16 protein-coding genes are annotated in these 19,815 nt (G+C 74.7%); 3 read left to right on the forward strand and 13 right to left on the reverse strand.

Annotated features, from left to right (window positions below; genetic code table 11):
- Window positions 1-102: 102 nt before the first annotated feature.
- On the forward strand, window positions 103-1,080 hold the full coding sequence (locus ACIGW2_RS24295) for a methyltransferase domain-containing protein (protein ID WP_391656516.1): 978 nt from the start codon (window positions 103-105) through the stop codon (window positions 1,078-1,080).
- Between the two features lie 8 nt (window positions 1,081-1,088).
- Here the strand turns inward: ACIGW2_RS24295 and ACIGW2_RS24300 are convergent, their stop codons facing one another.
- From ACIGW2_RS24300 to ACIGW2_RS24360, 13 genes are all read right to left on the reverse strand, one after another.
- Complete coding sequence (locus tag ACIGW2_RS24300) at window positions 1,089-2,435, reverse strand: FHA domain-containing protein (protein WP_399845805.1); 1,347 nt, start codon at window positions 2,433-2,435, stop codon at window positions 1,089-1,091.
- Window positions 2,436-2,517: 82 nt separating this feature from the next.
- Window positions 2,518-3,843, reverse strand: coding sequence for a VWA domain-containing protein (locus tag ACIGW2_RS24305; protein WP_391656514.1), 1,326 nt, complete (start codon window positions 3,841-3,843; stop codon window positions 2,518-2,520).
- Window positions 3,844-3,947: 104 nt separating this feature from the next.
- On the reverse strand, window positions 3,948-5,357 hold the full coding sequence (locus ACIGW2_RS24310) for a PP2C family serine/threonine-protein phosphatase (RefSeq protein WP_399845808.1): 1,410 nt from the start codon (window positions 5,355-5,357) through the stop codon (window positions 3,948-3,950).
- A 2-nt stretch (window positions 5,358-5,359) separates the two neighbouring features.
- Window positions 5,360-7,783 (reverse strand): tetratricopeptide repeat protein, encoded by a 2,424-nt coding sequence (locus ACIGW2_RS24315; RefSeq protein WP_399845899.1) that lies wholly within the window; start codon window positions 7,781-7,783, stop codon window positions 5,360-5,362.
- Between the two features lie 59 nt (window positions 7,784-7,842).
- The gene (locus ACIGW2_RS24320; RefSeq protein ID WP_399845810.1) at window positions 7,843-9,120 is read right to left on the reverse strand and encodes a hypothetical protein; all 1,278 of its coding nucleotides are present in this window, start codon (window positions 9,118-9,120) and stop codon (window positions 7,843-7,845) included.
- A gap of 80 nt (window positions 9,121-9,200) precedes the next feature.
- Entirely contained in the window at window positions 9,201-10,373 is a 1,173-nt protein-coding gene (locus ACIGW2_RS24325) for a glutamate ABC transporter substrate-binding protein (RefSeq protein WP_391656511.1), read from the reverse strand.
- A gap of 11 nt (window positions 10,374-10,384) precedes the next feature.
- On the reverse strand, window positions 10,385-11,821 hold the full coding sequence (locus ACIGW2_RS24330; protein WP_391656510.1) for a hypothetical protein: 1,437 nt from the start codon (window positions 11,819-11,821) through the stop codon (window positions 10,385-10,387).
- Between the two features lie 286 nt (window positions 11,822-12,107).
- Complete coding sequence (locus tag ACIGW2_RS24335) at window positions 12,108-13,088, reverse strand: N-acetylglucosamine kinase (protein WP_391656509.1); 981 nt, start codon at window positions 13,086-13,088, stop codon at window positions 12,108-12,110.
- Entirely contained in the window at window positions 13,079-14,344 is a 1,266-nt protein-coding gene (locus ACIGW2_RS24340; RefSeq protein WP_399845814.1) for a 6-phospho-beta-glucosidase, read from the reverse strand. Before ACIGW2_RS24340 ends, ACIGW2_RS24335 begins: the two co-directional genes overlap by 10 nt.
- A 9-nt stretch (window positions 14,345-14,353) precedes the next feature.
- The gene (locus tag ACIGW2_RS24345; protein ID WP_391656507.1) at window positions 14,354-15,262 is read right to left on the reverse strand and encodes a carbohydrate ABC transporter permease; all 909 of its coding nucleotides are present in this window, start codon (window positions 15,260-15,262) and stop codon (window positions 14,354-14,356) included.
- A gap of 6 nt (window positions 15,263-15,268) precedes the next feature.
- Window positions 15,269-16,213, reverse strand: coding sequence for a carbohydrate ABC transporter permease (locus tag ACIGW2_RS24350; RefSeq protein WP_391656506.1), 945 nt, complete (start codon window positions 16,211-16,213; stop codon window positions 15,269-15,271).
- Window positions 16,214-16,217: 4 nt separating this feature from the next.
- The gene (locus tag ACIGW2_RS24355; RefSeq protein ID WP_391656505.1) at window positions 16,218-17,567 is read right to left on the reverse strand and encodes an ABC transporter substrate-binding protein; all 1,350 of its coding nucleotides are present in this window, start codon (window positions 17,565-17,567) and stop codon (window positions 16,218-16,220) included.
- 57 nt (window positions 17,568-17,624) lie between these two features.
- Window positions 17,625-18,839: an ROK family transcriptional regulator gene (locus ACIGW2_RS24360; protein ID WP_361589878.1), complete on the reverse strand. Its 1,215-nt coding sequence runs from the start codon at window positions 18,837-18,839 to the stop codon at window positions 17,625-17,627.
- 347 nt (window positions 18,840-19,186) lie between these two features.
- Between ACIGW2_RS24360 and ACIGW2_RS24365 the strand changes: the two genes are divergently transcribed.
- Window positions 19,187-19,489 (forward strand): DUF6247 family protein, encoded by a 303-nt coding sequence (locus ACIGW2_RS24365; RefSeq protein ID WP_391656504.1) that lies wholly within the window; start codon window positions 19,187-19,189, stop codon window positions 19,487-19,489.
- A gap of 106 nt (window positions 19,490-19,595) precedes the next feature.
- Window positions 19,596-19,763 (forward strand): hypothetical protein, encoded by a 168-nt coding sequence (locus ACIGW2_RS24370; protein WP_391656503.1) that lies wholly within the window; start codon window positions 19,596-19,598, stop codon window positions 19,761-19,763.
- The last annotated feature ends 52 nt before the right edge of the window (window positions 19,764-19,815 follow it).

The following is a 19,815-nucleotide window of genomic DNA, read 5'->3' on the forward strand; positions in this document are numbered from 1 at the left end:
GTCTCAGACGCACCGGAGGAGGACCGGAGGTCTAGGACCTCTGGCCGGATCAGGCCCCCGGGCCGGTGGCCGGATCCGGGCGGGGCGCAGGAGAGTGGACCCATGCAGGAGGTACGGCGCGATCCGTTCGCCGAGGAGGCCGCGCGGGCCCGGCGGGCGATGGTGCGCGAGATCGAGGCGTACGGCGCGCTGCGCGACCCCGCCTGGCGGGCGGCCTTCGCCGAGGTGCCGCGGCACCTCTTCGTGCCCTCCTACTACGTCGCCGGCCCGGCCGGCTACGAACGCCTCTGGTCCGGCGACCCGGACCCGGCCCGCCGGGTCCGCTGGCTGCGCGGCGCCTACCGCGACCTCGCGCTCGCCACCCGGGTCCGGGACGGCGAGCTGCTCTCCTCGGCCAGCCAGCCCTCCCTGATGGCCCGGATGCTGGAGGCCCTCGACGTGCGCGACGGGCAGGACGTCCTGGAGATCGGCGCCGGCACCGGCTACCAGGCGGCGCTGCTCGCCCACCGCCTGGGCGACCGGCACGTCACCACCGTCGAACTCGACGAGGAGATCGCCGAGTCCGCCCGCGCCCACCTCGCCGCCGCCGGGCACCGGCCGGCCGTGGTCACCCGGGACGGGACCCGCGGCTGCCCCGAGCGCGCCCCGTACGACCGGATCGTGGCGACCTGCGCGATGCCCGCGATCCCGTACGCCTGGCCGGCCCAGTGTCGCCCCGGCGCCCGGATCCTCGGTCCGCTCTCCACCGGCCTGGTGCTGCTCGACGTCCTCGGCGCCGACCGCGCCGAGGGACGCTTCCTGGCCGGCTCCGCCTACTTCGTGCCGCTGCGCGGGGCCGGCGCCCGCACCCCGCGCCCGCGCACCGCCGGCGTGCCCCGGCGGGTGTACGAGGACGAGGGCTTCCAGTTCCTCGTCGGGCTCGTCGGCGACCGCCTGGACCTGCGCGAAGCGCTCGCGCTCTGGCAGCGCGAACGGCGGCCGGAGCGCGAGCGCTTCGGGGTGACGGTGAGCGGCGGCCGGCAGTGGGCCTGGCTGGACGACCCCGAGGGGCCGTACGCCTGGCCGCTGCCGGACCTCTGACGGACGGGTCAGCCGCGCCGCACGGTGATGGTCGTCCAGGCGCCCACGTGCACCCGGTCGCCGTCGCGCAGCTGCACCGGAACGTAGGGCTGGATCGGGTCGGGCGAGCCGTTGATCGTGGTGCCGTTGGTGGAGTTCTGGTCCACCACCGCCCACGAGCCGTCCGGCTGCGCCACGAGCACCGCGTGCTGGTGCGAGACGCCCGGGTCCTCCGGCGGCACCGACAGGTCGATGTCGGGCGACTCGCCGGTGGAGTGCCGGCGGCGGCCGATGCTGACCTGGCTGCCCTGGAGCGGGACGTGCTGCTCGGGGGAGTACGCGGGGAGGTTGAGCCCCCCGGCCTCCGGGCCGCTGCGCTGCATCATCGCCATGAAGTACTCGCGGTCCGGGCCGATCACCGCGGTCCAGCCGAGCTGCGGCTGCGGGGCCTGCGGCTGGGGCGGCTGCGGGGCCTGGGGCTGCGGCACCGGCGGCGGACCCTGCTGGAACAGCGGCGGCAGACCGCCCTGCGGGCCGGGTCCCTGACCGGGTCCCTGCGGGCCGCCCGGGCCCATCGGGCCGGGGCCGGTCATCGGCGCGGGCGCCGGGGCCGGGGCGGGCGGGGCCGGCGGCTGCGGCACCGAGGGCGGCGACAGCATCCAGTCGTCGTCCGCCCGCGGCTGCGGCGGGGCCGGCGGCGCGGCCTGCGGGGGCGCGGCCGGGAAGCCCTGCGGCGCCTGGGCCTGGGGCTGGGGCGGCTGCGGGGCCTGCGGCATCGGCGGGCGCTGCGGCGGCGCCTGGTGGTGCGTCGGGTCGGCGCCCAGCGGCTCGGCCGGCCGGTTCACCTGCGAGGGCCGGGAGCCCTGGTAGTCGAAGGCGTCCGGGTGCGGCGGCGGCACCGGCGCCGGGGCGGCCGGGGGCGCGGCCGGCGGGGACTGGAAGCCCGGCGGCAGGTTCAGACCGGGCGGCGGGCCGCCCTGCGTGCCGGGGCCGGGGCCCTGCGGCGGGCGGGGCGCGTTCGGCGGGGAGATCGGGGTGTAGGAGGTCGCCGTGTTCGTGAGGAAGTTCCAGCGGCACTCCTCGCAGAACGGCGCCATGTGCTCCCGGGGCGTGCGGCACTGCGGGCACAGCTCCGCCTGGGCGGTGGCGTTCGGGTCGCCGCCCGGGCCGAAGCCGCCGGGCGCGGCGGGCGGCGGCGGAACCGGCCCGCCGGGGCCACCGGGGCCGCCGGGGCCGGGATATCCGTACGCGGGCGGCGGCGGGGGAGGCGGCGGTACGGCACCCGCCGGCGCACCCGCCCCGGCCGCCATGCGGTGGCCGCAGACCTCGCACCAGTCGTCGGAGACCGACTGGTGTCCGTTCGGGCAGGTCGGCATGTCGGTGCTTCCCCCTCTCGTCGTCCTCGCCCTCGCGGGCCTCGTCGCCCTCGTCGGGCTGCTCGTTCCTCGCCCTCGCGGGCTACTTCTTCACGCGAACGGTCTTGGTGGAGCGCGTCTCGAGAGTCATCTCGTCCGCTTCCGCGACCTTCGCCTTCAAACGCACAGTACCCGTCGCGGCGTCGACCACGTCCACCACCTTCGAAAGCAGTTTCGCGGTATCGGCGTTCCCGGAGGCCGCCGCGAGCTGCACGGCGCGCCCGAGTTTGGCCGTCGCGCCGTCGTGATCGCCCGATTTGCGGGCATCCAGACCCTGCTGGATGGCGTCCGCCAGCTCCGCCTGCCCCGTGTAGTGGGCGACCTGGGCGTTGATCGCGGTGGACATCACCATGTCGTCCGTCCACACCGCCCGTACCAGCCCCTGGGACAGCGGCACCGGCGCGCCGCCCGCCGGGTCCGGGGCGATCAGCGAGACCCGGGCCGCCAGCATCTCCTGGCCGACCGCGGCCTGCGGCACCCGCACCGAGATGTGGTAGTCGCGGGACTCGTCGCCCCACGAGCCGGTCGGGTAGTCCCCGGCGCGCGGGCCCGCCTCGGTGCGCCGCCCGGTCAGATCCTCGACGCTCGGCGCCACCTGCTTCACGAAGCCGATCTCCACCCCGACCGGGGTCCACAGGCGCAGGGAGACGTCGGCGACCTCCTTGCCCATGGCGCCCTCCATCATCGCCGTGAAGTCGGCGGCGAGACCGGCCGGGTCGGCCACGATGTCGGCGGTGCCGAGCAGCGCCGAGGCGATGCCGCGCACCTCGTCGACCTCCCAGTCGGTGCCGACCCCGCGCGCGTCGCAGGTGAAGCGGCCGGCGCAGGCGTCGAGCGCGGCCCGCAGGTCGGCCGGCGACTCGTGCTCGTTGCGTCCGTCGGTCAGCAGGATGCCGTGTCGGATGGCGGCGTCGGAGGAGGACAGCAGCCGGTCGGCGAGGCGCAGCCAGGTGCCGATGGCGGTGCCGCCGCTCGCGTTCAGGGCGCGCAGCGCGTCCTTGGCCTCGGCCCGGGTGCGGGCGTCGGCCACGGCGAGCCGTCCGCCGCCCGGATAGACCTCGCGCGCGAGGTGGGTGCCGGCGACGACGGCGAAGGAGGTGCCGTCGCGCAGGGTGTCGACGGCGGCGGCGGTCGCCTCGCGGGCGCCGCGCATCTTGGTCGGCGGGTAGTCCATCGAGCCCGAGCAGTCGAGCATCAGGACGACGGCGGCGGACCCGCCGGACGCCGGCAGGGCGCCGTGCGCGGTGCCGCCGCCGGTGGCGGTCACGGTGACGATCGCGTTGACGTCCCGGCCGCCCTCCGGCAGGAACTCGTTCTGGTACACGTCCACCGAGAACTGCGGCCCGGTCGGCTTGGAGAAGTTCGCCATGGGTGATTCGGCTCCTCGGCTCACGAGAAGAGAAGAAGAAGAGGGAAGGTCGGAGGGGGAGTCGGGGTCGTCGGGAGCGGTACGGGGCGGGCGGGGCGGCCGGCTCAGGCCGCGCCCTCCCCGGGGCCCGGGACGCCCGCGCCGGCGGGCGGGGGCGCCGGAAGCGCGAACGGCAGCAGCGCGACCGTGATGTTGTCGTGGCCGCCGCCGTCCAGGGCGTGGCCGACCAGCACCTGGGCGGCGTGCAGCGGACGTTCGGCGGCGTCCGGCGGCATGACCCGGGCCATGTCCTCGGCGCCCTCCGCGTAGTTCCACAGCCCGTCCGTGCAGACCACCACCACGCCCGGCCGGTCCGGCTTGAACGCGGCGGTGTGCGGCTCCAGTTCGTAGGCGTCGGCGCCGAGCCAGCCGGTGATGGCGTGGGCGCGCTCGTCCGCGTACGCCTGCGCCTCGTTCATCAGGCCCGCCGCGACCATCTGCGCGGCCCACGAGTCGTCCTCGGTGAGCCGGGCGGGCGGGGTGGCGCGGTCGTCGGGCACCCAGTAGGCCCGGCTGTCGCCGACCCAGCCGACCACGAGCAGCCCGTCGGCGACGATCGCGCTCACGATGGTGCAGGCCGGGGCGTTCTGGTGCTCCCGCTCGCCGGCGGCCGGGCGCTCGGCGAGCGCGGTGACCGCGTCGGCGGCCGCCACGATCGCCTCCTGCATGGCCTGCTGCGGGTGGGTGCCCCGGGGCAGCGCGGCGACCAGCGCGGTGCGGGCGGCGGTGGCCGCGGCGGCGGAGGCCTCGTCGGGGCGGGTCGCGGAGGACACCCCGTCGCAGACCACGGCGAGCGCGGCCGGCGCACCGCCGGGCAGCGCGGCCGAGGCCACGGCGAAGGAGTCCTCGTTGCGGTGGTGGCGCAGCCCGCGGTCGCTGACGGCGGCGACCGCCGGCAGCGCCTCCTCCATGTGGTCGCGGTCGCGCGGCTGGGCGTGCCCGCAGTGCTCGCAGTAGCCGTCGCCGTCGACCCGGCCGGCCCGGCAGGCCACGCACACCTTCCGCCCGTCGCCCGGACCGGAAGCCCCGGGAGCCGCGGAAACGCCGGTCTCCGTCCCGGCCCCCGCCTCCGCCCGTACCGCCTCCGCGGCCACGAGCGCGGCCCGCGGGTCGGGCGCCGGCAGGGTGAAGTCCCCGCTGCCGTCGGTGGTGTGCCCCGCCGGGCCCGCCGCCTCCGGCCGGGCCTCCGGCACCCCGTCCGTCCGCACCGGGATCGTCGGCAGGTCGCGGCCGCCCGAGTCGGTGCCGGGCAGCTCGCCGGGGTGCTGGGTCGCCGTGGTCAGCGAGTTCGGGTCCCGCGGCGGCGCCTCGGGCCACTCCACCGGCAGCGCGATCGGCACCGTCGGCCGGTCGGGCGGCGCGGCCGCCGACAGGTCGTAGCCGCAGGCCCCGCAGAACTTGTCCCCGGACTCCAGCGGTTCGGCGCACTCGGGGCAGGTCCCCAGGGGGTGCGGGGGCTTCGGTTTCAGCGACATACTCACACCCACGTCCTGGGGCGGAAGCGGTTGGCCCGCTCCACCAGTTCGATCCTCTCCTCGCCGCGCTGGGCGAGCCGGGCGAGCACCCGGTACGAGCGTTCGAGGCCGAAGCGCAGTCCGCGCTCGTCCAGTGCGCTGCCGAGCAGCACCGTGCCGGCCGGGCCCGCGCCCGGGCTGCCCGAGAGCACCCAGTCCAGGGCCGTGCCGAGCACCTCCGTCGACAGCTGCTCGCGCCGCACCGCGTCCAGGCCGAAGCCCTGCAGCGCCGACACCTGCGCCGCCGCGGCCGTCAGGTCCGCGCCCAGCGGCTCGTTCGCGGGCCGGCGGCGCAGCCGGGCGCGCACCGCGGCCACCCGGGCCGCCGTGTAGTGGATGGACGACTCCGGCACCGACTCCAGGGTGCGCACCGCGCCCGGCCGGTCACCGGCCGCGAGCTGCACCCGGGCCAGGCCGAAGGCCGCGCTGACGTAGCTGGGGTCGGTCGCCCACACCAGCCGGTAGTACTCGGCGGCGTTGTCCAGCTGGCCGAGCAGCTCCGCGCACACCGCCAGCGCCAGCTTCGGCGCCGGCTCGCCGGGGAAGGCGTCGTAGATCGCGTCGAAGGACAGCGCCGCGCTCTCCCGGTCGCCGGCGATCAGCGAGGTCACGCCCCGGTACCAGACCACCCGCCAGTCGTCGCCGTGCCCGTGCTCCAGGGTGTCGAGGCTGCGCCCCGCGGCCACCAGGTCGCCCATCTCCAGGCGGGCCCGCAGCTCGCGCAGCCGCAGTTCGAGCGAGGACACCGGCGCCGCGTGCAGCGCGGTGATCAGCTCGGCGGGCGCGGCGGCGAGCAGGCCCGCGAGGAAACCGGCGTTGGGATCGGCCGCGTCGACCCGCGGCACCGGCAGCGCGAGCGCGGTCGCCGGCACGTCGAAGGGGCGCAGGAAGCTGCCCGCCCGGCCGGTCACCGCGGTCGGCAGCGAGCGCCGGGACCGCCGGGTCTCGCGCGCGCCGAGCACCGACACGTCCTCGGTGAGCTCCTCGAACAGCTCGGTGTCGGTGACCCGCACCTCCGCGCCGAACAGCGTCGACAGGGCCGGGCGCGGGCGCCCCGACTGCAGCGCGACGACCTCCCGCAGCACCCCCGTCAGCTGCTCCGCCATCTCCTGCGCGGAGCCGAAGCGGCGCGCCGGGTCCGGGTCGGTGGCGCGCACCAGGAAGCGGTAGAAGGACTCGTAGGTGCGGAAGACCTCGATGCCGTCCGGCTCGGGCAGCGAGTCGGCGTAGACGTTGGTGTAGCCCTGGAAGTCGAAGGTCAGCACGGCCAGGGTGCGCGCCACCGTGTAGAGGTCGCTGGCCACCGACGGGCCGAGCTCGGCGACCTCCGGGGCCTGGTAGCCCACCGTGCCGTAGATCGCCGACTCGTCGTCGTCCATCCGCCGGACCGCGCCCATGTCGATGAGCTTGAGCTGGTCCTCGGTCTGGATCGCGTTGTCGACCTTGAAGTCGCAGTAGAGCAGGTTGCGGCTGTGCAGGTGGCCGAGGGCCTCCAGGGCCTCGATGCCGTACGCGCAGGCCTGCTCGACCGGCAGCGGGTCGCGCCGGCCGTCCGGGGTGCGCCGGTCGTTGGCGATCTCCTTGAGGGACTTGCCGCCCACGTACTCCATGACGATGTAGCCGTCCAGGGAGCCGGTGCGCTGGTCCAGGTGCTCGACGAAGTTGTAGATGCGGACGATGTTGGAGTGCTCGATCTCCGCCAGGAAGCGGCGCTCGGAGATCGCCGCCGCCATCGCGTCCTGGTCGCCGGTGTCGAGCAGGCCCTTGAGCACCACCCAGCGGTCCGAGACCGCCTTGTCCACGGCCAGGTAGATCCAGCCCAGACCGCCGTGCGCGAGACAGCCCGCCACCTCGTACTGCCCGTGCACCACGTCGCCGGCGCGCAGCTTGGGCACGAAGGAGTACGGGTGCCCGCACTTGGTGCAGAAGCCCTCCGTGCGGCCCGGCCGGTCACCGCGCGAACGGCCCACCGGGGCACCGCAGTCGGAACGCGAGCAGAATCGCTTCCTCTCGGGCACCTCGGGCCGCTCCATCACCGCGGCACGCGGATCCGGACGCGGCACCTCCGGCACCGTGACCAGGCCCGCGCCCAGCCGGCCGCGCCCCGAGGCACCGCCCGTCGAGCCCGAGCTGCGCACCGACACCGAACGGCCCGAGCCGCGCCCCGACAGCGAGCGGGACAGCCGCCCCGACACCGAACGCCGGGACGCCGAGGAGCGCGCCGACCGCGAGGACGGCGCGGAGGTGCGCGAGGACGGCGCCGAGCGCCCCGAGTCACCGCCCCGGCCGGCCACCGCCATCCCGGTCCTGGTCGCCTGCAGCATCCCGCCGGGCGCGACGACCGGGGCAAGCCCGCACGTGTCGCAGTACAGCTCGCCGCCGCCCATGTCCTCGTACGAACCCTCGCACGCCGGACGCTGACAGCTGCTCACGTCGGTTCCCCCGCTCACCACTCGTTCCCCCTGCGATCCCGCGGCCCCGAGAGCGTCTCGGCCGCCGCCTGCTGGTAGCGCAGCACCGCCTGCTCGGCGACCCGCAGGTCGCACGGCGCGCTCCACAGCATCCGGCGCGCCGTGTCGTACCGTTCCACGAGCAGCGGATCCTCCGCCGCCCCCAGCCGCGCCACCTTCGCCTTGTACGCGTCGAGCCGGCCGCGCAGCTCCGCGCGGACCGCCAGCGGCGCCGTCACCGCCGTCAACGACTCGCGGGCGCGCAGCAGTTCCTCCTCCGCCTCCTGCTCCAGGGCGTCGAGCAGCGGGGACAGCCGGTGCCAGCGCGCGTGCCTGCGGTGCTCGGCCGCCGCCGCCAGCCGCTCCTGGAGCGCCACCGGCGGGCCGCTCACCGCCGGCACCTCGGAGGCCGCGATCTTCGCCAGCACCTCGCCCCGCGCCGCCCGCGCCTCCGCCAGCGTGCGGTCCGCCCGGGACAGCACGTCCCGCAGCCGCAGCAGCCGCTCCTCCGCGTCCTGCCGGACCTGGAGCACCGCCTCGATCTCGCGCCGGACGTCCTCCAGGGCGCGCGCCGCCGTGTCGTACCGCCCGGTGTCCGGCCGGCCGCCGCCCGGCGCCGAACTGCCCTGCGCGGGCCGCCAGAAGGCCAGCGGGTCCGACACCACCTGCGCCCGCAGCGCGGTCAGCTCGGCGGTGATCGACTCCAGCTCGTCCCCGGCCGGGTGCTCCCCGGGCCGCACGCCCACCGAGTGCGCCAGCGACCGGGTCCGGCCCAGCTCCGCGGCGAGCAGGTCTATCCGCGCGGGCAGCGCCGACCACACCGCGTCGGCGGTCACCACCACGTCCAGGGAGGCCGCGTACAGCTCGTTCATCCGCGCGACCAGCCCGTCCAGGGTGAACCGCTCGGCGAGCGCCGACCGCTCCAGGGCACCGCCCGGCACGAGCACGCTCTCGCCGCGCAGCCGCTCGGTCAGCTCCACCAGCTCCTCGCGCCCGGGCCAGCGGCGCCGGGCGCGGATCTCCCGGGCCTCGCGCAGCGCGGCCGTGTACGCGTCGAAGTACGCCCACAGCAGCGTGATCGACCGCTCGGCGCCCTCCCAGCGCTCCCGGGTCGTGCCGGTCAGCTCGGCGCCTTCCAGCAGCCTGCGCCCGGCGTGGTCCTGGAGGGCGAGGAGGGAGTCCTCGACCGCCTTGTGCTCCGCGCCGAGCCGCGCCAGCGCACGGTCCACCTCGTCCCGGTCCATCACCGGACCGGGGGGTCCCGCGAGGCCCATCGATCACCTCTCGTCTGGTGCTGCGTGTCCTGGGGGTCGGTTTCTTCGGGGGTGGGTCGCCGGGGGCCGGGTGTCCGCGCCTACCGGTACTTGGGGGCCGGCGGGCCGGAGATCCCCGGCAGGTCCGCCTTCAGCCACTTCTCGTACGCCCGCTGCCAGGGGCCCTGCCGGTACTCCACGAGCACCTGGTTGACCCGGCGCACCAGGTCGTCGTTGTGCAGCTTCGCCGCCACCCCGTAGTACTCGGTCGTGAACGGCCGGCCCTTGAGCTCGACGGCCGGGTCCTGCGCGGCCTGGCCGGCCGCCAGCGCGTTGTCCGTGACCACCGCGTCGACCTCGCCCAGCTGCAACCGGGCCAGACAGTCCAGCTGGTTGGGCACGGTCAGCAGGTCCGGATCGTCCTTCGTGCCGTCGCCGACGTCCTTGTAGACCGCGCCGAACGACTTCTCCTGGAGCGCCTCGAAGGCCGTCGAACCCTCCGCCGTGCACACCCGCTTGCCGCTCAGCGAACTGTCGTAGCCCGTGATCGGCGAGGACTTGGGCGCGAGCACCTGCTGCCCGGCCTGGAAGTAGGCGGTGGAGAAGGCGACCTGCTGGACGCGCTTGCAGTTGATCGTCATGGTGCGCACCACCAGGTCGACCTTGTCGCCCTCCAGGGCGGCGATCCGCTGGTTCGTCGGCACCGCGCGGAAGATCACCGCGTTCTCGTCGCCGAGGATCGACTTGGCGATGGCCTTCGCCAGGTCGATGTCGAAGCCCTCCAGCTCGCCCGGCGTCTCCTTCACCGAGCCGTCCGGCATCCGGGTGACCGTCGGCGGCGTGCGGAAGCCCCACTTGTAGCTGTTCTGGTCGACGCCGACGATCAGCTTGCCGCGCTTCTTGATCCGGGTGACCGCCGGGCCGTCGGCGGTCGACGGCGTCAGCGAGGCCTCCGGGTCGCGGCAGCTGTCCGCGCTCTCCGCCCGCACCCGGACGCCCTCGCCGACGCCCGGGCCCGGGCCGGGAGAGGGCGCGGCCCCGCCGGCCGTGCGCGGCAGCGCGAACACGGCGAGCGAGGCGGTCAGCGCACAGGCCACGCCCATCGCGGCCACCCCGCCCCAGCCGCGCAGCCGGGCCGCCCCGCGCGCGCCCCGGCCGCCCGGCCGGTCCGTGCCGCGCCGCGCGGGCGCGCGAACGCCCGTCTCCGCACCCGCCGCGGCGGCGGGCCGGCCGGGGACCGTCCCGGCCGTCCGCCCCCACCACTCCGGCCGCATCCCGCCCCCTCTCACCGGTACTCCGACAGTCTGCGGTTGACGCCGGTCACGGCGCAGCCCGCGGCCAGCACCCCGAGGACCGCCGCACCCAGCGGCAGCCCCGTCAGCGCGTCCCGGCCGCCCTCGGCGGCCCGGGTGAACTCGTCCTGCTCGTGCGACAGCGCCCGGCCCAGGGCCGCATCGACCCGGTCGAAGGACTCGCCGGTCGAGCCGGTGCTGCCGATCACCTTGTTCATGGCGGCGGTGAAGTCGCCCGCGTCGTCCAGCAGCCGGGCCTCGCCGTGCCGGGTGCGCCACTCGCCGGTCCGGGCGGTGGCCTCCGCCACCGGGGAGCGGCCCGCCTCGTCGTCGGCGAGCCGGCCGGCCGCCTCCAGCGCGGCGGTCAGCGTCGCCACGCTGCCCGTGTAGTCCGCCTCGTACTTGTCCCGCTTGCCGTCCTCGGTGAGCACGGCGCCGCGGCCGACCACCGCCAGGTTCTCGTTGGCACGGGCCTTCAGGGAGGCGATCCGCGCCTCGTTGAGCACCTGGAGCGACTCCTGGCCGTGCGCCCGCGCGTCGCCCAGCCCGGCCCGCGCGAGCCCGTGCCCGGCGACCAGCCACAGCAGCGCCACCGCGCAGGCGGCCGTCGCGCCCAGCAGTCCGCGGTTGAACACCCGGTTGGTGCGCAGATAGTTGCGGCGCTGCGCCCAGACCAGCACGGCGAGCGCGAGCAGCCCCAGGCCGATCGACAGGAACGGCCAGGTGCGGGCCTCGTCGTCGTCCCGGTGCAGCCGCTCGGTCTCCGCCGCGTACAGGCGCTCGGCGGCCGGGAGCAGCTGCTGGGTCATCGTCAGGTTCGCGTAGCGCAGATAGGCCCCGCCGAGCGGCAGGCCCTGCCGGTTGGCGGCCCGCGCCCGCTCCACCAGGCCGGTGTAGCGCGGCAGGTGCTCGCTCAGGGTGGCGATCTCGCGGGCCGAGCCGCCGTCCGCGTCGGTACTGGCGGCGGCCCGCACGAGCAGCCGCGAGGCGGTCGTGATGTCGTCCGCGTACCGCTTGCGCAGCTGGTCCGACTCCTGCGGACCGGCCAGGAAGCCGCTGGCCGCGGTGGCGTCCGCGTCGGCGAGCGAGCGGTAGATGTCGGCGGCGTCCGCGCTCAGCGGCTGGCTGCGGCCCACCACGTCGTCCGCGTACGAGGAGCGGTCCAGCACCTCGTAGGCCGTGACGGCGCCGAAGGCGACGACGAGCAGCGCGAGCACGGCGCCCAGGATCCGCAGTCGGCCCGGCTCCGTGGTCGCCGCCCGGCGCAGCACGGCGCGCGCCTCGGCCCAGGGCCCCGGCCCCGCGGGCGGCGGCGGCACACCGGGCCCCGGCGCGGCCGGCCCGGCCTGCGCGGGCACACCGGCCCCCGGCCGCGCGGCCGCGGTGCCCTGCGCCGCCGAGGCGGCGGGCGCCTTCGGCGGGTATGTCACGTGACCTCCCCCTCGGTCTCCGACGTCGACCCGTCCTGCCGGCGGGTCGGCGGACGACTCCTGCCCGGCCAGCAGTATGGCCGCAGCGCCCGCCCGGCACACCGGGATTGACTCGATCTTGTTCCTATCGTGCCCCATGTCCCCCTGCGCGTCGCAGGCGAACCCCCTTCCTCAGGAACACGAGCGGTGGCCGGAATCGGTTCCACCCCGAACGTCCTCGAACGAGTGAACACGCGTGCGGGGCGCCCCCGGAAGGACGCCCCGCACGGCTGTGTCAGGTGGCGGCTCAGGCGTAGTGCTCCCGCAGCCGCCGGGCCGCCTCCGGGGGAGCCGAGGCCGCGTCCAGGGCGAGCAGGCCCGCGCCGAGCACCGGCGGGGCGGTCACCACGAGCGTGCGGGCCTTCGGGGCCCGGGCCGCGAGGAGTTCGGCGATCCGGGCGTCGAGCCGCGGGTGCCGCGCGGCGAGCACGCTGCCGCCCAGCACCACAGGGGCCGCCTCGGCGAGCAGCCCCAGCCGGCCGAGCGCCACGGTGGCGAGCGCCACCACCTCGTCGGCCAGCCGGTCCACCAGGGACCGGGCCACCGGGTCGCCCTCCGCGCTCGTACGGAACAGCACCGGCGTCAGCTCGTGCTTGCGCTCCGGCGGGATCCGGCCCAGGTGCAGCGCCTCGATCAGCGCGTACATGCTGGGCAGCTGGAAGTGCGCGGGCAGCGCGCGGGCCAGCTCGGTCGGGCCGCCCCGGCCGTCCTCGGCGCGCGCCGCGAACCACAGGGCCTCGTCGGCGAGTCCGCCGCCCCCGCCCCAGTCGCCGGAGATCTTCCCGATCGCGGGGAAGCGGGCGGTGCGCCCGTCCGGGGTCATGCCGACGCAGTTGATCCCGGCCCCGCAGACCACGGCCACCCCGCGCGGCTCGTCGACCCCGGCCCGCAGCAGCGCGAAGGTGTCGTTGTACACCGCCACGGAGGAGCTCCAGCCGCGTTCCTGGAGGGCGGCCTTCAACTCCCGCTCCTCCACCGGCAGATCGGCGTTCGCCAGACACGCCGCCACCTGCGCGAAGGCCGGTGGCAGGGCCGCGCCCCCGGCCGCCTCCCACGCCCGGCCGACGATCTCCGCGAGCGCGTCGACCGCCGTCCGCACCCCCACCACCGGGGGCTGGAAGCCGCCGCCGCGGGCCGTGCCCAGGACCGTGCCGTCCGGGCCGAGCACCGCGACGTCGGTCTTGCTGTTGCCGGCGTCGATCGCCAGCAGCGCTCCGGTCAGGCCCACGCGAGGTGCTCCCGGTTGTGCGCGATCAGGCGGTCCGTCAGCCCGTCGGCGAGGTCGAGCTGCCCGACCAGCGGGTGCGCGAGCAGCGCCCGGAACACCCGGTCGCGCCCGCCGCGCAGCGCCGCGTCCAGGGCCAGGTCCTCGTAGGCGGTGACGTGCGCGACCAGCCCGGCGTACAGCGGGTCGAGCGGGGCGACCGGCAGTGGCGCCGGGCCCTGCGCGCCGACCGCGGCCTGCACCTCGACGACGGCGTCGTCCGGCAGGAAGGGCAGCGTGCCGTTGTTGTACGTGTTGACCACCTGGTACGGGGAGCCGCCCCCGCCCAGCAGCGCGGCGGCCAGGTCGACCGCGGCCTCCGAGTAGAAGGCGCCGCCGCGCTTGGCGAGCAGCTCCGGCTTCTCGTCGAGCGCCGGGTCGCCGTACATCTCCAGGAGCCGCTTCTCCATGGCGGCCACCTCGGCGGCCCGGGAGGGCTTGGTGCGCAGTTCCTCGACGACGGCGTCGTGGGCGTAGAAGTAGCGCAGGTAGTAGGAGGGGACGACGCCGAGCCGGTCCAGGACGGAGCGCGGCAGGCGCAGGTCGTCGGCGACGGCGTCGCCGTGCGCCGCGAGCAGCCGGGGCAGCACGTCCTCGCCCTCGGGGCCGCCGAGCCGTACGGCGGTCTCCCAGGTCAGGTGGTTGAGGCCGACGTGGTCGAGGTGGACCTCGGCGGGGGTGACGCCGAGCAGCGCGGCGAACGTGCGCTGGAAGCCGATGGCGACGTTGCACAGGCCGACCGCCTTGTGGCCGGCCTGGAGCAGGGCGCGGGTGACGATGCCGACGGGGTTGGTGAAGTCGATGATCCAGGCGTCCGGGTTGGTGCGGCGGACCCGTTCGGCGATGTCGAGGACGACCGGGACGGTGCGCAGCGCCTTGGCGAGGCCGCCGGCGCCGGTGGTCTCCTGGCCGACGCAGCCGCACTCCAGGGGCCAGGTCTCGTCCCGTTCCCGGGCGGCCTGGCCGCCGATCCGGAGCTGGAGCAGGACGGCGTCGGCGCCGTCGACGCCGGCGTCGAGGTCGGAGGTGGTGGTGACGCGGCCCTCGTGGCCCTGCTTGGCGAAGATCCGCCGGGCCAGGCCGCCGACGAGTTCGAGCCGGTCGGCGGCGGGGTCGACGAGGACGAGTTCGGTGACGGGCAGGGTGTCGCGCAGCCGCGCGAACCCGTCGATCAGTTCGGGGGTGTAGGTGGAGCCGCCCCCCACGACAGTCAGCTTCATAACAGTGGGCTAGCCCTTCACTCCGGTCAGTGTGACGCCCTCGACGAAGGCCTTCTGGGCGAAGAAGAAGACGAGGATCACGGGGGCCATGACCAGGACGGTCGCGGCCATGGTCAGATTCCAGTCGGTGTGGTGCGCGCCCTTGAAGGACTCCAGGCCGTAGCTGAGGGTCCAGGCGGCCGGGTTCTCGGAGGCGTAGATCTGCGGCCCGAAGTAGTCGTTCCAGGCGGCGAAGAACTGGAAGAGGGCGACGGCCGCGATGCCGGGCTTGGCCATCGGCAGCACGATCCGCAGCAGGGTGCGCAGTTCGCCGCAGCCGTCGACGCGGGCGGCGTCGAGGTATTCGTTGGGGATGGTCAGCAGGAACTGGCGCAGCAGGAAGATGGAGAAGGCGTCACCGAAGGCCATCGGGATGATCAGCGGCCACAGGCTGCCGGACAGGTCGAGCTGCTTGGCCCAGAACAGGTACATCGGGATGACGACGACCTGCGGCGGCAGCATCATCATCGAGATGACCAGCATGAGCGCGAGCCGGCTGCCGCGGAAGCGGAACTTGGCGAGGGCGTACGCGACGGGCACCGAGGACACCACGGTGAGGACGGTGCCGAGGCCGGCGTACAGCAGGGTGTTGCGCCACCAGGTGAGGAAGCCCGGGGTGTCGAGCACGCGCGTGTAGTTGTCCCACTGCCAGGTGTCGGGGACGAGGTCGCGGGTGAGCGTCTGCTGGTCGCTCATCAGCGAGGTGAGCAGCACGAAGACGAAGGGGAGGACGAAGAACAGCGCGGCGGCGACGCCGAGGGAGTGCACGGCGATCCAGTGCAGGACGGCCTTGCGGCGGGCGGTGCGGGCGGCCGGGCCGCCGGTGGACCTCCGCTGGGGGGTGACGAGTTCGGGTGCTTCGAGAGTGGTCTGGCTCATGGCTGTTCAGTCACCTGCCTGGACGAGACCGCCGCGGCGGCGCATGAGCAGCAGGGTGAAGACCATGGCCAGGGCGAAGAGGATCAGGGCGGTGGCGCAGGCCGCGCCGTAGTCGAAGCGCTGGAAGCCGAGGTTGTAGACGAGCTGCGGCAGGGTCAGCGTGGACTTGTCCGGGTAGCCGGGTTCGAAGGACTGCCCGGAGCCGCCGATGACCCCGGAGGCGACCTTCCCGGCCACGAGCGGCTGGGTGTAGTACTGCATCGCCTGGATGATCCCGGTGACCACGGCGAACATCACGATGGGCGAGATGTTGGGCAGGGTGACGTAGCGGAAGCGCTGGAGGGCGGAGGCGCCGTCGAGCTGGGCCGCCTCGTACTGCTCCTTCGGTACGTCGAGCAGCGCGGCCATGAAGATGACCATGAGGTCGCCGACGCCCCAGACCGCGAGCATGGTGAGCGCGGGCTTGGCCCAGGCGGGGTCGTTGTACCAGGCGGGGGCCGGCACGCCGAGTCCTTCGAGGACGGCGTTGACCGGCCCGGTGCCGGGGTTGAGCAGGAAGACGAAGGCGAGCGTGGCGGCGACCGGCGGGGCCAGGTAGGGCAGGTAGAACAGGGTGCGGAAGACCCCGGCGCCGGTCTTGATCCTGGTGATGAGCAGGCCGACGCCGAGTCCGAAGACGACCCGGCAGGCGGTCATCACGACGACCAGCCAGAGGGTGTTGCGCAGGGCGGGCCAGAACATCGGGTAGTCGCGGAAGACGTACGTCCAGTTGTCCAGGCCCGCGAAGGTGGGCGGCTGGAAGCCGTCGTAGTCCATGAAGGAGAAGTAGACGGTCGACACCAGCGGGTAGGCGAAGAAGACGGCGAAGCCGACGAGCCACGGCGCCAGGAAGGCCGCCGTGCGAAGCGCCGCGCGGCGGCGCTTCGAGCGGAGGGTGATCGTGCTGCCCATGGTGCTACTTCGCCTTGGCGATGTCGGTGTCGATCTGCGCGGCGGTCTTCGCGAGGCCGGCCTTCAGGTCGGTCACCTCGCCCTTCTCGTACTGCAGGGCGAAGTCCTGGAGGGTGTTGAGGTAGGTGGCGCCGTTGACGGCGCCGGCCGCCGTGTTGGACTTCGGGTGCTGCGCGATGTCGAGGAAGGTCTTGAAGCGCGGGTCGAACTTCAGGTTCGGGGACTTCAGCGCCTCGAAGGTGGAGGGCACGTTGCGGATGCCGTTGGCGAAGGCGACGACGGCCTCGGTGTCCGTGGTCATGAACTTGACCAGTTCCCAGGCGGCGTTCTGCTTCTTGCTCTGCGGGGCGATGCCCATGACCGTGCCGGAGAGGTAGCCCTTGCCGTAGTCGGCGGCCTGCGCGTCGGGGACGGGCATGGGGGCGACGCCGATGTCGAAGGCGGCCTTGGCGTCGGTGGCCATGCCGAGCCGCCACTCGCCGTCGAGCTGCATGGCGACCTGGCCGGTGTGGAAGGGGTGCTTGGCGCCCCACTCGTCGCCGAAGGTGGTGCGGAACTTCTCCAGCTTGGCGTAGCCGCCGAGTTCGTCGACCATCTTCTTCTGGATGGTCATCATCTCGGCGACGCCGGGGTCGGTGCCGACCGTGGACTTGCCGTTGGCGTCGAAGTAGGCGGGGCCCCAGCTGCCGAGGTAGTGCTCGGTGGTGGTCTCGTAGCCGCGGTAGTTCGGCATGAAGCCGAGCTGCTCGTAGCCGTCGCCCTTGGGCTTGGTGAGGCGCTTGGCGGCGGCGAGGAGCTCGGAGTAGGTCTTCGGGGGCTTCTCGGGGTCGAGGCCGGCGGCCTTGAAGGCGGTCTTGTTGTAGTAGAGGCCGTACGCGTCGGTGAGCAGCGGCATCGCGCAGCGCTTGCCCTCGAACTGGGTGTAGTCCAGCAGGGTCTTGGGGATGATCTTGTCCAGTTCCAGCTTGGACTTGGCTATGAAGGGCTGGAGGTCGGCGAAGGCCCCGGAGGAGCAGAACTTGCCGATGTTGGACGTGGTGAAGGAGGACACCACGTCGGGGCCCTTCGAACCGCCGGTGCGCAGCGCCTGGTTGAGCTTGTCGTCGTTGATGTTGCCGACGACGTTCACCTTGATGTTGGGGTGGGCCTGCTCGAAGCGCTTGATGTTGGCGTTGATGGCCGCGACCTCGGAGGGGGCGGACCAGCCGTGCCAGAAGGTGATCGTCGTCCGGGCGTTGGGGTCGTCGGTGGCGCCGTTGTTCGCCGAGCCGGTACAGGCGGAGGCGAAGAGCGCGACGGAGGTGGTGGCGGCGAGCGCGGCGGCGAGTCCGCGGGGTCGGCGCGGTGCGGGCATGGCGGGATCTCCCTGGGACGGGCGGGGACGGAGGGGGCGGTCTGTTTTTCGGGTGTGCTACCGGGAGGTGTCGAAGACCTCGTCACGGGTGGCGGCGAGGGCGGATTCGAGGGCGCCGCGGAGCACCGGGTCGCGGTCGACGGCGGCGAGGACGAGCCGGGGCCGGGAGGCGGCCAGATCGGCGAGCTGGTTCTGGACGCGGGCGCGCAGCGGCTCGCCGCCGGGGCTGATGGCGAGGCCGGAGAGCACGATCAGCTCGGGGTCGAGCACGGCGACGAGGGCGGCGAGTCCGGTGGCGAGGCGTTCGGCGTAGGCGTCGAGGAGCGCGGCGTACCGCTCGTCCTCGGTGTGCCGCTCGGCGGCCTCGGCGAGCAGCCGGGCCGCGGTCTCGACGTAGGGCTGCTCGGCGGTGCGGATGCCGAGGGACTTGGCGATCCGGGGCACGGACTGGACGCCGGCGAGTTCCTGGAAGCCGCCGGAGTTGGCCTTGGCGACCTGCCGGACGAGCGGGGTGCCGGGCACGGGCAGGAAGCCGACCTCGCCGGCGCCGCCGGTGAAGCCCCGGTGCAGCCGGCCGCCGAGGACGAGGGCGGCGCCGAGGCCGCCCTCGTTCCACAGCAGGACGAAGTCCTCGTGGTCGCGGGCGGCGCCGAGCCGCTGCTCGGCGAGGGCGACGAGGTTGACGTCGTTCTCGTACTCGAAGGGCATCGGCAGCGCGCGGGCCAGCTCCTCCAGGAGCGTGGGGGAGTGCCAGCCGGGCAGGTGGGAGGCGTAGCGCAGCCGCCCGGTGGCCGGGTCGAAGGCGCCGGGGGTGCCGATGACGAGCCGGTGTACGTCCCCGAGGGCGAGCCCGGCGGCCTTGACGGCCCCGTCGAGCGCGTCGACCACCTGCCGCACCACGTCCTCGGCCCCGCGCCCGGGAGTCGCCAGCCGGAACTCGCCGACCACGGCGCCGGTGACGTCGGCGACGGCCGCGTGGATGCCCTCGGGCGTGACGTCGAGCCCGGCGGCGTGGGCGGCCCGCGGATTCACCCCGTACAGCTGCGCGTTCGGCCCGGGCCGCCCCTCGGTCGTCCCGGTCACCACGACGAGCCCGGCGGCCTCCAGCCGCCCGAGCAGCTGCGACGCGGTCGGCTTCGACAGCCCGGTCAGCTTCCCGATCCGGGTCCGCGACAGGGGCCCGTGCGCGAGCAGCAGATCGAGCGCGGCCCGGTCGTTCATGGCCCGCAACACCCGCGGCGTCCCGGGCGTCCCCGCATTCGTACCGGCCACGACGCTCCACCTGTCCGTACGCGGGCCCGAGGGCTCCGCTGCTCTGTTAGGAAAGTTTCCTATTGTGTTGGGAGGAAGGTAAGGCCGTGGTCGCCGGAGCGTCAAGGGGTCGGGCGGCTCTGGGGCCACGACGCGGATCGCGGTGGCGGGGGGCGGGTGGTTCTGAGGTCGGCCGCCGGCCGAACCCAAGGGGCGTCAGTACGGAACGGCTTCGGTCGGATACGAACGCGTCTAGAGTTCAGACACGGGCGGCGCCGTGGACCCGGTGCCGCTCGTCCGCCGCCGAAGCCTTCACGGAGTCAGCCATGACCGAGCGTGCCGCCGAGCCTGTCGGCCCCCTCCTTCCCATGCCCGAGAAGACTCCGGCCGCGCTGCGCGTGGCCGTCGGCCGCCTCGACCCCGCGGCCCTCGGCAGATTCGATCAGCAGTGGGACGAGGCGATGCGCCAGGCGCGCGACGAGTACACCCTCACGCCGCCGCGCGCGTTCGTCGAGCACTGGTGGGCGTGGGTCGGGGTCGCCCGCTATCCGCGGCGGCTGGCCCGCTTCCGCGAGTGCGAGCGCATTGTCAGTGAGTCCGAGGACCGCGCCGAGCGCCGCGCTGCCGCTGCCGAGCTGGCGTCCCTCCTCGCCGAGGCCGCCGCCGCGTGAGCGACTGGACCTGGGAGTACGAACCGGACGCCGAGCACGTCGTCGGCGGCCTGGACGCCGAACAGCGCCTGGAGATCGAGGCGCTTGCGCAGCGGTCGCCGACGCCGTGGGGGTTCGGCGCATCGGAAAGCCGTTCGACATCACCGAGGCGGCATCCGGGGTCAGGACATTCGCCGAGGGGTCGGCGATGGTCTGGTACCAGGAGGACTACCGCGACGACATCGTCCTGATCCTCCGCGTACAGCACTTCGGCGCCCAGCGCCCCGAGAGCTGACCCGTACGACGAAGGGGGCGCCCCGCCGTCACCGGCCGGGCGCCCCCTTCTC

The sequence above is a fragment of the Streptomyces sp. NPDC053541 genome (genome assembly GCF_044544705.1).
GTDB lineage: Bacteria > Actinomycetota > Actinomycetes > Streptomycetales > Streptomycetaceae > Streptomyces.

Coding starts and splice junctions, on each gene's coding strand:
- ACIGW2_RS24325 (WP_391656511.1), bottom strand. CDS start 10,373: ATGCGGCCGGAGTGGTGGGGGCGGACGGCCGGGACGGTCCCCGGCCGG.
- ACIGW2_RS24315 (WP_399845899.1), bottom strand. CDS start 7,783: ATGGGCGGCGGCGAGCTGTACTGCGACACGTGCGGGCTTGCCCCGGTC.
- ACIGW2_RS24310 (WP_399845808.1), bottom strand. CDS start 5,357: ATGTCGCTGAAACCGAAGCCCCCGCACCCCCTGGGGACCTGCCCCGAG.
- ACIGW2_RS24300 (WP_399845805.1), bottom strand. CDS start 2,435: ATGCCGACCTGCCCGAACGGACACCAGTCGGTCTCCGACGACTGGTGC.
- ACIGW2_RS24340 (WP_399845814.1), bottom strand. CDS start 14,344: ATGAAGCTGACTGTCGTGGGGGGCGGCTCCACCTACACCCCCGAACTG.
- ACIGW2_RS24350 (WP_391656506.1), bottom strand. CDS start 16,213: ATGGGCAGCACGATCACCCTCCGCTCGAAGCGCCGCCGCGCGGCGCTT.
- ACIGW2_RS24295 (WP_391656516.1), top strand. CDS start 103: ATGCAGGAGGTACGGCGCGATCCGTTCGCCGAGGAGGCCGCGCGGGCC.
- ACIGW2_RS24365 (WP_391656504.1), top strand. CDS start 19,187: ATGCCCGAGAAGACTCCGGCCGCGCTGCGCGTGGCCGTCGGCCGCCTC.
- ACIGW2_RS24320 (WP_399845810.1), bottom strand. CDS start 9,120: ATGGGCCTCGCGGGACCCCCCGGTCCGGTGATGGACCGGGACGAGGTG.
- ACIGW2_RS24355 (WP_391656505.1), bottom strand. CDS start 17,567: ATGCCCGCACCGCGCCGACCCCGCGGACTCGCCGCCGCGCTCGCCGCC.
- ACIGW2_RS24345 (WP_391656507.1), bottom strand. CDS start 15,262: ATGAGCCAGACCACTCTCGAAGCACCCGAACTCGTCACCCCCCAGCGG.
- ACIGW2_RS24305 (WP_391656514.1), bottom strand. CDS start 3,843: ATGGCGAACTTCTCCAAGCCGACCGGGCCGCAGTTCTCGGTGGACGTG.